This window comes from Vibrio sp. S17_S38 (assembly GCF_014694375.1).
Taxonomy (GTDB): domain Bacteria; phylum Pseudomonadota; class Gammaproteobacteria; order Enterobacterales; family Vibrionaceae; genus Vibrio.
The window spans coordinates 1-16,528 of the sequence record NZ_JAAUWW010000002.1 but is presented as its reverse complement, the minus strand read 5'-3'; the positions used below and the strand labels follow the sequence as shown (position 1 = coordinate 16,528).

The window sequence follows — 16,528 nt, the reverse complement described above, 5'->3', positions numbered from 1 at the left end:
CGCGATAATAAATTGAAAATTCAAATAGTAAATCAGAATAAATTTATGGTTTCGATAAAACTTTTTTATTGTTTTTGATGGACAAGAGGTGAATGAGAATAATGCACTTATTGGATGTTCATGGATAAATGTGTTGTAGTGTTAATAGGTTGTTTGCCTTGAATAAATGATCAGTCTTAAAAAGGAAAATGAATGTTTGTCACTAAATACTATATTGTAGGAAGTCTCTTTTTTTATCTTCTGGCGCTGCTTTGTCCTAATTTTTGGCTATCGATTCCATTGGCTTGGATTGCATTATCATTATCGGTTGTCAGTATTGCCTATTTATGTAATTTTCCTCACCTATTTCGCAAAAAACCGAATGGTGTGATCCCAAATGGTATTCAACTTATTTTGGCGCCTTTCCTTATAGGGGCCCATTATTATAATTATTGGGCGCGTCACCACGATTCTGTGGCACCGATCCAACGGATTGATCCTCAGTTGTATCTTGCACGACGTTTGTTTACCAAAGATTTAGAAGAATTAAAGGCACAAGGTATCGGCAGTATTTTAGATATGACGGCTGAGTTTCATGGTTTAGAAAGCAGTAAAGCGAAGCGAGAGTTTCAGTATTTCAACTTGCCAGTGCTTGATCATAAAGTACCTTCAAAACGGCAGTTATTAAAAGCATTAGATTGGATTGATGTGCAATTGGCGGACTCTAAAAAAGTGGTGGTGCATTGTGCGCTTGGTCGTGGGCGCTCTGTCTTCGTATTAGCCGCTTATTTATTACGTCGTTACCCACAGATGAATATTGTTGATGTGATGAAAAAAATTCAATCTATCCGTAGCACCGCTAACCTTAATAAGGAGCAAATGGGTATGTTACAAGAACTCTATAAAGAAAAAGCATTAGTTTCCGAGCAAACAGTGTGGGTGATCGTTAATCCTGTTTCTGGTGGTGGGAAGTGGGGGAGATTTAAAGACGAAATATTAGAGAAGATAAAAGAGAAATATAAAGTAGAAGTAAGAGAGACGACGCCCGATATTTCGGCAACTGATCTGACTAAAGAAGCTATCCAAGCGAATGCTCACATGATCATCGCGGGCGGTGGCGATGGACGGTGACAGAAGTGGCGAGTCAAATTATTCATACTGATATTGTATTGGGTATTCTCCCTCTTGGTACTGCTAATGCTTTGTGTCATGTGCTTTATGGTATTGAAAATAAAATCATCCCGATTGAAACGGCTTGTGGCGCAATTTTAAATGGTGAAATTACTCAAATTGATACGGCTCTTTGTAATCAAGATTTAATGTTGCTGGTGGCCGGAATTGGTTTTGAGCAACAAATGATTGAATACGCGGAACGTGAAGAGAAAAATAATGATGGTCAAATCGCATACTTAAAAGGATTGTGGGGCGCGATAGCCAATAATCACACCATTACGATTACGCTAAAATTAGATGATGGTGAGGCAAAAGAGCTAGAAGTTAGCAGTTTAGTTATTGCTAATGCCGCTCCATTTACCACCTTACTGGCTCAAGGCGGTGGGGAGCCCGATCTACAAGATGGCATTATGGATATCACCTATATGCCAAGCCATGAAAGCGTCACAGGTCGCTTATTATCATTATCCGAGCTTGCATTATCAGGCTTGTTGCCAACTTCTGAGCCTATGGGGTTTGTGCATAAACAAGCGAAACAGATCCTCGTTTCAAGTAATGAGAAGTTTAAGTACGTGATTGATGGCGAGTTATATGAAACCGATAAACTGACGATTCGGGTTCAACCAAGATCGCTGAATGTCATGGTGCCAACGTGGTTTAATAATCAATAGTAGAAGAATAAAATGGGTCATTTATAAGGCATGGAAATACGGATATGTGCTTTTTAGTGAGTGATTAATGGATTTGTATAACGATAGGATTTCGGTAGTAATTAAAATGTTACCGATTTATGATTCAAACCATTTTTGTATTCCCTTTTCATGAGATAAGTCTAACGATGTCTAATCACTCTCCTGCTCTCGGCGCTTCTTGGATGCTGATTGCAGGTTTATCTTTTGCAATAGTAAATAGTATTGCGCAATACATCAGTATTACTTTTTCATTGCCATCCACAACCGTTGCTTTGATCCAATATGCGATTGCACTGGTGGCGATTCTTCCGTATTTAAAAACTTTAGGTATCCGAAAGTCTTTGTACACTAGGCATTTTGGTTGGCATGCTTTTCGGGTATTTTTATCTGTAATAGGTATTCAGCTTTGGTTCTGGGCATTGGCTTACCCTGTGCCGATTTGGCAAGGTATCGCGCTGTTGATGACGTCACCTTTATTTGCAACCGTAGGCTCAGGCTTGATATTAAAAGAAAGAGTTGGCTGGGCGCGTTGGATTGCGACTTTAGCGGGTTTTTTGGGCGCGATGATCATTCTAGAGCCTTGGTCGGATGGTTTTAGCTGGGCGACATTACTGCCTGTTGGCGCGGCTTTCTTCTGGGCTTGTTATTCATTAATGGTCAAGAAAATGTCGGTGAACGATTCTCCATCGACTATGGTGGTGTATCTTTTGGTGTTGCTTACGCCATTTAACCTCTTTCTTGCATTACCAGAATGGTCAACGCCAACGGGCTGGGATGTATGGCTGTTGTTGATTGGTGCAGGGGTAATGACAGCGTTAGCGCAGTGGGCAATTGTTAAAGCTTATGCCGTTGCTGATGCTTCTTTTGTTCAGCCTTTTGATTTAGCAAAATTGCCATTTAATGTATTTTTAGGTTGGCTAGTTTTTGGTTGGATCCCTACCGGTAATTTATGGATTGGCGCAGCGATCATGATGGCATCGATCGTATTTATTACTCAGTGGGAGCGGCGTAAGCTTAATTAATATTTTCACATTCAGAGCAAGTGGTTTGAGTTAATCGCTTGCGTTATCATTTCCATGTAATACCTAACTTTCTTTCATTATTTCTGTGATTAATATCTTTTATTTTCTACCTTCGTCTCTTTAATATGCAGCTTCTATGCAACCTAGGTCGATATCTTTGTTTCGGCATCTATCGATATGAGGCTCTTTATGTCGACATTACTCGCTATTTCATTAACTACCGGTTTGCTTTCTGGCGTGTGGGGCTGGGTGGCCATGTCTTTAGGTTTGCTTGCTTGGGCTGGGTTCTTGGGGTGCACTAGCTATTTTGCATCCCCGTTACAAGGTATCAAAGGACTTGGTGTGAGTTTAGCAACAAATGTTGCTGGTGTAGTGTGGGCATTGATTATTATTCATGGTTCACAATGGTTCGGTAGCGAGATTATCGGTTATATATTGACGGGACTCGTGTCCTTTTTTATGTGCATTCAAGCAAAACAATATTGGCTGAATTTTATTCCAGGAACCTTTATTGGTGCATGTGCCACGTTTGCCGCTGGTGGTGATTGGCATCTAGTTGTACCGTCTTTAATCATTGGTGGAGTATTTGGTTATTTGATGAAAGCAAGCGGGTTATGGTTACAAGCAAGGAGTCAAACAAAGTTAGTGGCGACGCAGGTGCGTTAATATATCTTTTTTAATAAAGACTTTTAGTTTTGTTTTGTATGCGCTGCATTTTTGTTCACTTACATTGGTTTGTAAATGCTTTGAAGAAAATCTGACGTTTGAATGACATGGTATTCACCCTAATTTGTCATTTTGTCTGTAGTTGAAATCTTACAGCGAAATGGAGCTAAAATGGAGTTTACTGAAAATGATAGAGAGGCGTTATATCAAGTCTGGATGTCACATAAAGCGAAGCGTCACCTCACTCAAATGGATATGTCTAAGAAAGTTGGGATCAGCGTTGTTGAATTTTCCAACTTACTACGAGCGAAAGCACCGTTAACATTAAGTTTTATCGCTAAATTTTGCCAAGTTCTTGAGCTTGAACCTCACAACGTAGTTCCTTCCTTGAAGTTTCAAGCCGGCCAAGCCCCGCAACTAGTGTATTTACAAAACCGTATCATCATTGATGGTGATATTCAGCGCGTTCAAGTAGAGGGCAATCAAGTTATTATTGATTATTGCACTCAAGTGAATGCGGTTGGTTAATACTTGATATCAAATATTATCACCCTTAAAATTCGAGTTAAATTAATCGTTTTTCGCCATTGATATATCTTAAACAATATTGATGTCGTTTCAATTTACTGGACCTATTTTTCTTATGCTAAAGCCTATACGAGTTATTGCACCGTTTATAGTCGGCTTATTATTGATGCCAGTATCTACCATGGCAGCCACGACGAAAGTGGGTACGTTTACTTTGGATAATGGTACTCAAGTTGTGTTAAATGATGATTTCACTTGGGAGTATGTTCTGACTCAAAATGTGCCAGCTAAGACTAATTCGGTATCAGAAGTTTCAAAACAAGCCGCGTTAACTCAGCCTGCCGCAATGACTAGTACTGTTGCAGCTATAAAGAGTTCTAGTTCCACGGAAACTGAAACATTAACGACCAAAGCGATGAGCTCGACAGAATTACTCGGTAAAACAGCAAAGAATGGTATTGCGGTTTCTTTGGCACAAGCCAAGTGGGATGGCGATAAACTGGGATTAATATTTACCCTAGAAAGCTCAAATAGTGACAGCATGGTAACCGTATTGATTGATGCCACTTTTTATAATGATCAAGGTGTTAAGTTAAACGAACAAGAGTTACCTATCTGGCAAGCAATCAAGAGAATGCCAGAAACTTATCTACGTAAAGGTGAACAGCGCCAATCAAAAGTTATTTGGGTGGAAGGTATTGATAAGCAGCAATGGAAAAAACAGTTACTCATTTTTAAAATCACTGAATTAGACACTTGGTAATATCGAGTAAAGCTGACGTTAATTCAAGTCAATACGTTATTGTTAGGTGACATTAAAAATCCTGCTTTTTATGGCAGGATTTTTAATTTTCTAATCAATCCTAAATAGCAACATTGCATTTTCATTAGATTAATGAGGTGAGGTGCGTTTTTTAAAATCCTACGTTCATGCCAACCCAATAACGGCGCCCATCTTCAACGTATCCATAATCATCGTAACTAACGTTTTTATCTAGAATGTTGTAAATAGCTGCATTAACCGAAACGTTAGTGGTTAAATGATAACTCACTCCCATATCAACAAAAGTATAATCAGGAGCGATTAGGCTACTTGATGATGGACCTGTGGTTGGGTTCATTTCTTCACCGTGGTAAGTCACTTTGGTCCAAGCTTCCATATCTTGTGTTGCTTGCCATGATAAGTCACTACTAAATAGGTGCTTAGGCAGTTGCACTAAAGGTTGACCTTTGTAAGCACCACTTTTTTGCTCAGAGTCATTGAAGGTGTAACTGGCATTGAAGAACCAATCATCTCCTAAAGGTAAACCAAGAGTAGCTTCCACTCCTCGAGTCGTCGCTTCATCAACGTTTACTTTTTTCGTTGCGTCGCTACCTGAACTATTGACTGGTCCGCAGGTTGGGCAAGCTACGCGAGTGATCTTATCTTTAAAGTCATTGTTAAATAAAGTTAAGCTTGAACTTAAACCAAAATCAGATTGGTAGTTTAAGCTGATCTCGGTATTGACGGAGGTTTCCGGTTTCAAATCAGGGTTACCGTAGATATCTCCACCGCGGCTGCCTTGAGCCCAATCAGCCGAAGTTTCGCGTAATGATGGCGCGTGATAACCCGTTGAGACGCCACCTTTTAATACTAAGTTTGAGGTTAAGCTCCACACACCGTATGCGCGTGGGCTAACATGAGTGCCATAGTTTTCATCATCATCTAAACGTGCACCTACGGTTAAGCTAAAGCTGTCTACAATGTCCCACTGATCTTCTAAGAAGAAGGCGTAACGATTATTACTGAGAGTGTTGAGATCGGAGGCACTATTGGTTGTATCATCGACCAGACGTGCGTATTGATATTCGAAACCAGATGTTAAAGTATGTGAAGCAATAGGGGTGACTAAGCTGGTTTTAAATACGGTATTTTGGCTATCAATTTTACGTGAGGTATTATCAGAATTTTCATATTGAACATAAGTGTTTGATTGCCCCAGAACTCCCCAATTCCCATCATAAGTTAAGGCATAATTTTTACGGCTATATTCATCTAGGCTATCAACTCCAGGGTTTCCTCGGCTATCAACATCTGGGACCGACATTCCGACTTTTCCTGATCGAGATTGCTCCGAAATTCCCGCTTCAAGCGAAACCTGATGATCATCATTGATACTATAAATCAGCTTAGAGTTAACGCTGTTTAGTTCTTTATTTTCGTAACCATTGGGAATTTTATCCTCATCTCGAACCACGGTTTGACCATTAAGTTGTAAAGCCAAATTATCACTTAATGGGCCTGTTACAAAGAAATTAGCAGTACGTTCATCACCAGAGTCACGGTTTTCTTGAATAGTGGTACCAAGTTGAACATTCCCTGTCCATTGTTTGGCATCTTTACGTGTAATGACGTTAATGACGCCGCCAATCGCATCCGAACCATAGAGCGTAGACATTGGGCCACGGATAACTTCAATACGCTCAATCGCTTCAATTGGTGGTAGCCAACCTTGTTCGATACCCGGTCCATCACTATTAGGTCGAGTTTCGCGTGAAGATTGGCGTTTTCCATCCACTAAAATCAAAGTATAAGCTGAACCCATGCCACGAATACTGATATCCGTGGTATCACCGCCACCCGTGATGGTTACACCCGGAACACTACGCAAAGCATCGGTTACATCTCGATAATATCGGTTTTCGAGTTGCTCTCTTGTCACTACGCTAATACTAGCTGGCGCGGTGATTTCTGATTGTGCATGACCTGAGGCGGTAACCACCATGGTTTCTAAACTTGCAGCTTGTGAATCGATTTTTCCGGTAGTGCTTTGATCGGTTGCAGTTTTCTCTTCGGCAAAACTAACACCAGAGAACGCGATGAGTAATGAACCCGTCAAAAATGAAAGACGGTAAGTCGAAGTAGACATTTCCCTTTCCTTAAATGATAATAATTCTTAAAATCATTTGCGATTATTCATATATTTGAATGATTGACTAGCTAAATAAGCGGAACAGAGCGTTCCAAAAATGGGATTTGAATTGAAAATGAATGACTTACACAGCATCAAGGCATTTAATGCATTGTGTCAGCACCATAGCGTGACCGCTGCCGCATTATCATTAAATCAGCCAAAATCTACAGTCAGTCGACGTTTAGCTCAGTTAGAAGATGATTTAGGCCAGACATTATTTATTAAAAAAGGCAACAAATTAGTCATTACTCGAGCAGGAGAAGTGTTTGCAAACTATTGCTTACAATTTTTGTATTTAGCAGAAGAAAGTAAAAATGCGCTACAGGCTCTTAACCAAACGGTTGCTGGAGATATCAAACTGATGTGTTCTCCTAGTCTTATTCGGAGTTGGCTCGGTTCACAACTAAATGATTTTTTGAACGACAATCAAGAAGTAAGCATTCACTTACAATCTGAACAACGGGAAGATCATTACTCTCAGCCACCCGATTTAATTCTCAGTGTTGGGGAATTGGCGTTGACTGGATCGTGGCACAAGTTAGTGTTGGGTGAATGGCAATATGGTATTTACGCTGCGCCAAGTTACTTAAAACGGTTTACTGTTCTTGAGCATCCATGGCAATTGACTCAACATGCGTGGGTGCCATCTGAATCCACATGGGATAATAAAATCACATTGAATAAAGGTTCGGAAAGTTATGATGTGATCCCCAGAACCTGCCGCTTAATCAGTGATAGTTTACCGCTGCAAATTGATTCAATAGCTCAAGGTTTAGGCGTAGGTCTTTTGCCTAAATGGACCGCAAAAAAATACGGCAATGCTCATCCGGGGCAAATTCAAGCATGTTTACCACAATGGCAAGGGAAACCTATGTTGATTGTATGTTATTGCGCGGTGGGGGTTTTGCCATTACGAGTTCAGCGTTTACTTGAAATACTGCAACAGAACGTTCCAATGGAATGGAAGCCAAGTTCGGATTTTAATAAAGTGACACCGTTGCCGAGCTACCAACAAATATTGAATGGCTTAACAACAAGATAGAGTGAGATCGCTTTAGATTGATGAAGTGAACTCACTCGCTTTTGATGTTAAGCGTAATACAGGCATACGCGCTTGTTATCTACTTCAATCACATTAAATGGCGTTTCGTATATTTCTCCCAGCACTTTGGCATCAATTACTTGCTCAACTTGACCTTTAGCGACAATCTTGCCTTTTTTGAGCGCAATAATGGTATCAGCGTAGCAAGAAGCAAAATTAATATCATGGATCACAATCACCACCGCTTTATTGAGCTCGTGCGCCAATCGCTTAATGGTGGCCATGATCTGTAATGAATGCTTAATATCGAGATTATTCAACGGTTCATCTAAAAAGACATAACCTGTATCTTGCGCGATCACCATGGCGATAAAAGCCAATTGACGCTGACCACCGCTGAGTTCATCCAAATATTTATGTTCAATTGTCGCGAGATCCAAATAAGAAATTGCTTGATCGATGACGTGATTATCGTCAGCGGTTAAGTTTCCTTGGCAATAAGGAAAACGCCCAAAAGACACCAATTCACGCACGGTAAAACGCAGTGTAAATCCATTAGCTTGGCGTAGAACCGATAAACGTTTTGCCAGTGCTTTGGTATCCCAATCGACTAATTCTTGTCCATCAATCCATACTTCGCCTTCATCTCGATTGAGTAATCGTCCCGCCATCGATAATAAGGTACTTTTCCCCGCGCCATTAGGGCCAATAATTGCCGTGACTTGGCCTTTTTGGAATTGGGCACTGGCTTGCTCAACCACTAACTGTTGACCAAATTTTTTGGTTAAATTTTTCAGTTCAATCATTGTGAATACACCATTAAGTTACTTTATTACGCAGGAGTAAGGTTAAGAAATAAAGACCGCCGACGAAATTGATGATAACGCTTAAGGTCGTTTCAAATCCGAAAGCTTTTTCTACCAACCATTGCCCACTAAGTAGCGTACATACCGACATCAGCGAGCAGCCAATCAATAAATATCGGTGCTGATATGAGCAAAACCACTCACGGGTTAAGTTGGTGATCAAAAGGCCAAAGAACATGATTGGGCCAATGAGTGCTGTTGAAATTGCAATTAACACAGAAGACAACAGCAGCACTGTTCGGGTGGTGCGCTTAATATCAACGCCTAAGCTGGTGGCATTATCTTGATCAAGCAAATACACATCTAAAGTGCGGTGCAATCGAAATAGATAAATAGTAACGACAACTAATATTGGAATGGTCCAATAGACTAAATCGGTATGAATATTATTAAAACTGGCAAACATATTGGCTTGTACCGTGGCGAACTCATCGGGATCCATCAGCATTATGAAAAAGGAAGATAGGCTTTGAAACAGTTGCCCGAAGATCACGCCCAGCAGTAACAATGAAATGATATTGTTGGATGAATAACGAAAATACATCACAAATAATAACAGTGAAAATGCCAACATGAATAGTACGGAAACAGAGAAATTCACAAAAGCATTCATAATGAAAATGCTAAAACTACCAAACAGAGCAACCACTAACACTTGCACCAGTAAGTACAAAGAATCAAAGCCCATAATACTCGGAGTTAAAATACGATTATTGGTGATGGTTTGAAAGCAAAATGACGACATCCCAATCGCAAAGCCACCAATGATTATCGCGGCCACTTTTGGGATCCGGCGAGATAAGAAATATTCATAATTATCGGTGGTTAAACCATAACCAATAAATAAGCCTGCAAACAGTAATGAGAGAGCGACCATCATCAGGATCTTGGTTTTATCCGTCACGCTTCATTCCTTTTAAAATCAGAAAAATAAACACACCACCGCCTAATAAACTGATCACCATTGAAATAGGCACTTCGTATGGGAAGATGATTAATCTACCCGCTAAATCACAGAGCAGTACTAAAATGCCACCTAGCATGGCGGTACGAGGGATATTTTTGCGTAAGTTGTCACCATAGAAGCGATTGACAAGATTAGGGACGATTAAGCCAAGAAAGGGTAGTTGTCCGACAATCATCACCACCGAGGCGGACATGATCGACACCAATGCGACTCCAAGCGTTAAAACGTGCTGATAATTCAAGCCTAAATTCACCGCAAAGTCTTTGCCCATACCGACTGCGGAGATACGAGCGGCGTAGAGAAAACTGATGACCATCACCGGTAGTGCAATATAAAGCAGCTCATAATTACCGGCTAAAATGTTGGCGAAATTGGCGACACTCCAACCTGAAAGGTTTTGCACTGCATCGTATTTGTAGGCAATAAACATCGCCATAGAAGACACAATATTACCAAAAATAATGCCAATTAATGGTACAAAAACCACATTCTTAAATTGAACACGTTGAATTAATTGCACAAAACACCAAGTTCCGAGCATTGCGATGGCGAAGATTAACCACAGCTGATCGCCATTGCCAAAAATCACCAAGCTCAACACAAATCCGAGCATGGCACACTCTATAGTGCCGGAGGTTGAAGGCGCGGCAAATCGGTTCTGACTAATCTGCTGCATAATTAAGCCCGCAATACTCAAGCCACCACCAGCCAATAAAATAGCGAGTAAGCGAGGAATCCTGCTGGTCATAAAAAGTTGCCAAGTGGTGACATCGCCCTGCATTAAGGTTGCAAGTGATACATTGCCTACACCAACAAAGAGTGATGCTAAGCTCAGTAGGATTAACGTGATCAGCAGGCTATGTTTTCGTAAGCAATGTATTAACCAACCACTTTTTTGTAAGTGATGTTTTGTGAGTAATCGAGTCAAATCAACCTCTAAACCCATATTGAATGAAATTGAGGCTTTCATCATGTTGGGTATGATTTTATGTTGTTCAGTTTGAACGATGAAAAGCCACAGCATGGTTGCTGTAGCTTCTATCGGTTGGCCATTTTTATGATGATTCAGCGAGCATTAGTTAGTTTTGGTTAACGCTTCAATATCTTGGATCATAGTGCCAGTTGCGGTAATACCTGAGCCAGCTACATACCAAGCCGGAATATCGAGATACACCATACGCTGGTTTTTATAAGCGTCAGTAGATTTGACTAAATCGTTTTCGAAGTCTTGGCGCGTGGTGCTTTTTTCTTTGTTAACCAGTTTATCGCGATCAAGGATCAATAGAGTTGAAGGATTTTCTTGTGCGACTAACTCGTAAGAAACCAGGTTACCATGCCCACCAGTGCGACCAGATTTTTTGGCTTTTTCAGAAGGTTTAGTTTCTTTTTTAGGCGCGATTGCCATGGTTGGCTTAAATCCAAAATCTTGATAAAGCACAGCAAAGCGAGATCCTTCCCCAAAAGAGGTGATATTGCCACCAGAGCTCATTAGCATTAGTGCATCAACATCATGGCTTTGGTTGTAAGCTTTAATCGTATTGAAACGCTGATTATAGGCGGTGATTTTTTCGTTCACGAGTTGGTCTTTATCAAAAATAGCACCGAGGTCATGCCAAATTTTTTGCGTGCCTTGCCAATAGTCAGCGCCATTTTGAACTGCAAAAACATAAGTCGGCGCAATTTTAGAAAGTTCATCAAAATGTTTAGAACTGCGTGGACCAACAATGATTAAATCTGGTTTTTGGCTATAAATGGCTTCAAAATCAGGTTCGAAAATCGTCCCAACTGATGGGTAATCTTTACTGCCGTATTGGGTTAAGTAATCAGGAAACGCCGCTATTTTGGATACCGCGACAGGCTTTATTCCTAAGGCATCAACCGCATCAATTGCACCTACACCAATGACAACCACACGTTGTGGATCGGTTTCAAGCGTGGTTTTCCCCATTAAATGTTCAAGAGTAATTGTTTTAGCAAAAGCCGAAGTACTGGCGACTGTGATTGCGAGCACGGAAAGTAATTTCATAAGCATTGGGCGGTTCATTGTTTCTCCATATAGTAATGAGAATAATTATTGTTGCGATTACTATATTGTTTTTGGTGAACAAATCAATCTTTCAAATGTAAAGATATGAAAATATTGATAGAAATCATGAAAATAGAGAAAAAGACTGACGAGATAGAAATTGCGAGGCTAGATAAATTAGCCTAGCGGAGATTTTTGATGGGAGGAGGGCTTTTAAGTTTAGATAATATTTCTAACGCATGGCAGCGTTTGTCTTGATCGTCATTTATACATTTAGTTCTATCGGATTACGTAAAAAAGCCACGTTTATCTGCTAAATATTACAAAGAGATTTAACATGTGACTCATAACTTAGTGAATGTGTAATAACTTAGTTATAATGGTTGAGTTGCCAGTTTTTGGATAAATTCCGCTAAGGTTGTTTATGAAAATAAGTGGTTTTACTATTATTGAATTGGTCGTTGTTATTGTCATTCTCGGAGTATTAGCAGTGACTGTTGCTCCTAAATTTTTGAATATCACAACTGATGCGCATGTGGCTAAAAACAATGCTACTGGAGCCGCGTTTAAAAGTGCTATTCAATTGGTGCACTCTAAAGCGATGATATTAAGTAGTGGAAGAGCTGCTAATGATTTACAGATATTTGGTAATGATTCTTCTGGTCAATTAGATATCAATGCTAATGGATTTCCTGTTCAACAATATTTTCGTGATGAAGAAAATCCACAATTAAATAACGTGCCTGACTGTAAAGCGGTTTGGAACGCTATACTTGATGATGCTCCAATGGTTTCTAATTATGCTGACAGCAGTAAATCAGTTTACCAAGCAACTTATATTAAAAATGCTTAATGTTTATATAAATACAACTTACTTCCAACGATCTCGATCTATTATGACTCTCGCAATGGGCAGGTCATTATAGATAATAATCCTGATGATTAATGTGGTTAGATATTCTCACTTAAGTTAACCCTTACCGTTTTAGCAAAAGCTGAAGTACTGGTGGCTGCAATTGCGAGGCTAGATAAATTAGCCTCGCGGAGATTTTTGATGGGAAGGAGAGCTATTTAAGTTTAGATAAAATTTCTAACGCATGGCAGCGTTTGTCTTGAGCGTAGACATCATTGGTAAAAATAAATTCATCGACACCCAGTTGTTTGACTAACATTTCCAAGCGATGTTGGATGGTTGTCGGGCTTCCCATAATCGAGAGACTCAAAAAGTTATCGACATACGCTTCTTCTTGTTCACTCCAAAGTCCTTCCATACTGTCTATCGGTGGTTGTAGCCATAATGCTTCACCGCGAATCAATGCCAAAATTCTTTGCTTAGACGTGGTACTTAAAAACTTAGCTTCTTCATCTGTATCTGCCGCAACTAAAGGCAGTGCCAGCATCACATACGGTTTATCTAACACTTCAGATGGTTGGAATTGGTCACGATAAATGGTCAATGCTTCGTGTAAAAATCGAGGTGCGAAATGACCAGCAAACACATAAGGCAATCCTCGCTGCGCGGCAAGCTGTGCGCTGAATAAACTCGATCCTAATAACCAAATCGGCACGTTGGTGTTTTCACCCGGAATTGCCCGTACAGCACGTTTTTTATTGTATGGACCGAGATAATTTTGCAGTTGCGCGACTTCGTCTGGAAAACGATCGGCGCGGCGTTCATCTCGATTTAAAGCTCGGCTAGTGGTGGGATCGCTGCCAGGTGCTCGCCCTAAACCAAGATCGATTCGATTAGGATATAAGCTTTCTAAAGTACCAAATTGTTCCGCTACCACTAAAGGTGGGTGGTTAGGCAGCATGATCCCACCTGCGCCAACTCGAATATGTTGAGTGTTGGCCGCAATATAGCCAATTAATACAGAGGTGGCTGAACTGGCAATACCTTCCATATTGTGGTGCTCAGCAAACCAAAATCGATTAAAGCCTAATTTTTCAGCCGTTTGTGCATATTCCAAACTGTTTTTTAGAGTTTCGCCTACGCTTGAATTTGGGCGCATTGGAGCAAGTTCTAATAGCGAAAAAGGGATGGATGATAGTGAGGACATAAAAGATTCCCGTATTAGGATGAATCTTAATAACATACAGTTAACGGGCCCGAAGCGATAGTGAATTGGCATGACTTTAATGAATGTTGTGGATGCGTTTAAATCACGTTGTATCCATTCCTTCTAGTATGTATTTACTGAATTACAATTTAGCATTGAAAATGCAATTAACCTATTTATTGTGTACAATTTATTGATGATGAGTTAATGAGAATAATAATACTGAGGAGTGTAAATAATGGCATGGAATGTCTATTTGTCTGGTGAGATTCATACTGATTGGCGTACACAGATCATTCAAGGTTGTGAGAGTAAAGGTCTTGATGTTACCTTTAGTTCGGCTGTGACCGACCATGAGAGCAGTGATGCGGCAGGTGATACTTTAGGTGTAGAGGAGCAATCATTTTGGCGAGATCATAAGTCCGCTAAAATTAATGCTATTCGAATTCAAAACCAAATTAAGCAATGTGATTTAGCGATTATTCGTTTTGGTGAAAAATATAAACAATGGAATGCTGCCTTTGATGCCGGCTATTGTGCAGCGCTTGATAAGCCTTATATTACTTTCCATGCTGAAGATATCATTCACCCATTAAAAGAAGTGGATGCTAGCGCACACGCATGGGCCACGAATACTAGCCAAGTAGTTGAAGTATTAGAATATTTATTAACTAATAAGTGACTTTTTTTGCACATAAATCATCGGAAATAGAGGGTTTATGTGCAAATTTAAAAGCTAGCGGAAGGTTTGCCCTGATATATCAGGATGATAAAGCGGTTGTACAACATTCCCTGCTGGATCAGTACAATGGAAGCTGCGTGCTCCATCACCATGGTCATGCGGTGTATCGAGTAAAGGGACACCTTGGGACTGTAAAAATTTAAACCAATTTTGCAGATCTTCCTTTGAATCGACAATGAATCCGAAATGATCAAGTGATTGTTTCTGATTTTCTTGAGCATGATGTGCTCGTCCAAGCGATAAATTATCGTTACCACAACTCAGGTAAATTAAGTTGTCGTTAGCTTTCCTTGAAATATCCATCCCCATTATTTTATGGTAAAAATGCACGCATTCCTCAAAAGGGTGTACGGTTAACGCAAGATGTCTCAATCCATTGAATGGCTTCGGTCTATTCATAATCTCACCTATTAAAATGTACTGTGTTTTTTATTGTGTACAATTATAGGTGTATTTCAATGAAATTCCACTTTGTTTAGATTATTAAACTCAGGCAAGATAGCTAGTATTCACAGTCGAAAAGAAGGAAAGAATATGTTTTGTATTTTTGTAAAGAATGAAGTTAAAGCTGGATGCCGTGAACAATATTTGTCAATTATGAAAGAGAACGCGAAGGCCTCAGTCGAAAATGAAGAAGGTTGTATAGTTTTTGATGTGTTAAATGACCAAACGAACGATCATCATTTTTATTTATATGAAATTTACAGCAACGAAACCGCATTTGCGGAACATAAAGTAGCACCGCATTATATTGAAAGTCGTAAATATTTGGGTGATATAGTCGAAGCGGTTTCTGTTGTTCGTTGTGATGTGTTGGAAAGAAATTAACTAATCTACCAGTATCACTTGAAGCTGCAGTTTTTTGTGGGCCACCTTAGCTTAGAAATTTATAAGCTTATAAAATGTTGCTCACCTGCAGCCTCAGTATAAACCTCATTTATTCTTCTTGTTATGAAGAAAGGACTTTAATGGTTCCGGCTTGTGATATAGATAGCCTTGCAAGTGCTTCACACCACGTTCAATTAAATAATTCGCTTGAGTTTGTGTTTCTATCCCTTCAGCTGTCACTGGAATTTTTAATCTATTTGCTAAATCGAGCATATTATCAATAATGTCGCCACTTAATGCTCGATGAGGAAACCCATCAATAAAACTTTTATCAATTTTGATGCCATCTATTTGGAAATCACGGATATTTTCAAGGCTTGAATAACCGGTTCCAAAATCATCAATTGAAATTCCTACTCCGATCTTATGGAGTTCCTCAATGGTATCAATAGTATCTTGATCATGGTTTATAATTTGTCTTTCGGTGACCTCTAATACAAGGCTAATATGCTTAAGATCAGGATCTTCTGAAAACTGCCGGCAATGTTCTACTAGTTGATGGGAGTGAGCTTTAGATAGCTGGGTCGGGCAAATATTAATACTTAAGTGAAACCCATCAGTAAAAAATTGGGCGCTCTGTTTACATAGCTTATAAACATCATCGATCAAATTTAATGTCATAGGGATAATCATTCCTGTTTGTTCAGCCGTTGGAATAAAAGCATCTGGCCGAATCAGTTTCGTATGATACTTCCATCTCATTAAAATTTCACATCCGGAAACTGCCCCATTCTGGTTTACGACAGCCTGAGAGTATGGAATGAATTCTCGTCGGATAATGGCTTTTTTCATAGCACTTTTTAAAACACGTTTTTCTTGATGTCACCACCAGTGCAAAAATGATCCACTAACACCAATTGAAAATTGATCCACTTGGTATCATTCAGTTTTAACAAAACTGGATGGTGATTATGTTAACCAAG

At 39.7% G+C, this 16,528-nt stretch carries 16 protein-coding genes and 1 pseudogene; 9 read left to right on the top strand and 8 right to left on the bottom strand.

Annotated features, from left to right (window positions below):
* The first annotated feature begins 192 nt into the window (after positions 1–192).
* The 5 genes and pseudogenes from HC725_RS16690 (at position 193) to HC725_RS01600 (ending at position 4,823) form a co-directional block, all read left to right on the top strand.
* Positions 193–1,823, top strand: a pseudogene (locus HC725_RS16690) (diacylglycerol kinase family protein).
* Positions 1,824–1,990: 167 nt separating this feature from the next.
* Positions 1,991–2,866 (top strand): DMT family transporter, encoded by an 876-nt coding sequence (locus HC725_RS01615; protein WP_190330026.1) that lies wholly within the window; start codon positions 1,991–1,993, stop codon positions 2,864–2,866.
* Positions 2,867–3,055: 189 nt separating this feature from the next.
* Complete coding sequence (locus HC725_RS01610; RefSeq protein ID WP_190330025.1) at positions 3,056–3,532, top strand: DUF1097 domain-containing protein; 477 nt, start codon at positions 3,056–3,058, stop codon at positions 3,530–3,532.
* 171 nt (positions 3,533–3,703) lie between these two features.
* A complete protein-coding gene (locus HC725_RS01605) occupies positions 3,704–4,060 on the top strand; it encodes a helix-turn-helix domain-containing protein (RefSeq protein ID WP_190330024.1) in 357 nt (118 codons plus the stop codon).
* A 115-nt stretch (positions 4,061–4,175) separates the two neighbouring features.
* Entirely contained in the window at positions 4,176–4,823 is a 648-nt protein-coding gene (locus tag HC725_RS01600) for a DUF3157 family protein (RefSeq protein WP_190330023.1), read from the top strand.
* Positions 4,824–4,974: 151 nt separating this feature from the next.
* Here HC725_RS01600 and HC725_RS01595 read toward each other — a convergent pair whose 3' ends face one another.
* Positions 4,975–6,969 (bottom strand): ligand-gated channel protein, encoded by a 1,995-nt coding sequence (locus HC725_RS01595; RefSeq protein WP_190330022.1) that lies wholly within the window; start codon positions 6,967–6,969, stop codon positions 4,975–4,977.
* Positions 6,970–7,069: 100 nt separating this feature from the next.
* On the opposite strand from HC725_RS01595, the gene HC725_RS01590 reads away from it, so the two are divergent.
* On the top strand, positions 7,070–8,056 hold the full coding sequence (locus tag HC725_RS01590; RefSeq protein WP_190330021.1) for a LysR family transcriptional regulator: 987 nt from the start codon (positions 7,070–7,072) through the stop codon (positions 8,054–8,056).
* Between the two features lie 47 nt (positions 8,057–8,103).
* Here the strand turns inward: HC725_RS01590 and vctC are convergent, their stop codons facing one another.
* Genes vctC through HC725_RS01570 form a run of 4 tightly spaced genes read right to left on the bottom strand, consistent with a single transcriptional unit; the run spans position 8,104 to position 11,933 of the window.
* Entirely contained in the window at positions 8,104–8,862 is a 759-nt protein-coding gene (gene vctC / locus HC725_RS01585; RefSeq protein WP_190330020.1) for an iron chelate ABC transporter ATP-binding protein VctC, read from the bottom strand.
* A gap of 13 nt (positions 8,863–8,875) precedes the next feature.
* Complete coding sequence (locus HC725_RS01580; RefSeq protein WP_190330019.1) at positions 8,876–9,826, bottom strand: iron chelate uptake ABC transporter family permease subunit; 951 nt, start codon at positions 9,824–9,826, stop codon at positions 8,876–8,878.
* Positions 9,816–10,913, bottom strand: coding sequence for an ABC transporter permease (locus HC725_RS01575; RefSeq protein ID WP_238928401.1), 1,098 nt, complete (start codon positions 10,911–10,913; stop codon positions 9,816–9,818). Before HC725_RS01575 ends, HC725_RS01580 begins: the two co-directional genes overlap by 11 nt.
* A 51-nt stretch (positions 10,914–10,964) precedes the next feature.
* The gene (locus HC725_RS01570; RefSeq protein WP_274601373.1) at positions 10,965–11,933 is read right to left on the bottom strand and encodes a siderophore ABC transporter substrate-binding protein; all 969 of its coding nucleotides are present in this window, start codon (positions 11,931–11,933) and stop codon (positions 10,965–10,967) included.
* A gap of 406 nt (positions 11,934–12,339) precedes the next feature.
* Between HC725_RS01570 and HC725_RS16790 the strand changes: the two genes are divergently transcribed.
* A complete protein-coding gene (locus tag HC725_RS16790; RefSeq protein WP_190330018.1) occupies positions 12,340–12,768 on the top strand; it encodes a prepilin-type N-terminal cleavage/methylation domain-containing protein in 429 nt (142 codons plus the stop codon).
* 214 nt (positions 12,769–12,982) lie between these two features.
* Here the strand turns inward: HC725_RS16790 and HC725_RS01560 are convergent, their stop codons facing one another.
* Entirely contained in the window at positions 12,983–13,975 is a 993-nt protein-coding gene (locus HC725_RS01560; protein WP_190330017.1) for an LLM class flavin-dependent oxidoreductase, read from the bottom strand.
* 238 nt (positions 13,976–14,213) lie between these two features.
* Here HC725_RS01560 and HC725_RS01555 point away from each other — a divergent pair, with 238 nt between their 5' ends.
* Positions 14,214–14,657, top strand: coding sequence for a YtoQ family protein (locus HC725_RS01555; RefSeq protein WP_190330016.1), 444 nt, complete (start codon positions 14,214–14,216; stop codon positions 14,655–14,657).
* 54 nt (positions 14,658–14,711) lie between these two features.
* Here the strand turns inward: HC725_RS01555 and HC725_RS01550 are convergent, their stop codons facing one another.
* Entirely contained in the window at positions 14,712–15,116 is a 405-nt protein-coding gene (locus HC725_RS01550) for a VOC family protein (protein WP_190330015.1), read from the bottom strand.
* A gap of 135 nt (positions 15,117–15,251) precedes the next feature.
* Here HC725_RS01550 and HC725_RS01545 point away from each other — a divergent pair, with 135 nt between their 5' ends.
* Entirely contained in the window at positions 15,252–15,545 is a 294-nt protein-coding gene (locus tag HC725_RS01545) for a putative quinol monooxygenase (protein ID WP_190330014.1), read from the top strand.
* 105 nt (positions 15,546–15,650) lie between these two features.
* Here HC725_RS01545 and HC725_RS01540 read toward each other — a convergent pair whose 3' ends face one another.
* On the bottom strand, positions 15,651–16,397 hold the full coding sequence (locus HC725_RS01540; RefSeq protein ID WP_238928400.1) for an EAL domain-containing protein: 747 nt from the start codon (positions 16,395–16,397) through the stop codon (positions 15,651–15,653).
* Positions 16,398–16,528 lie beyond the last annotated feature (131 nt).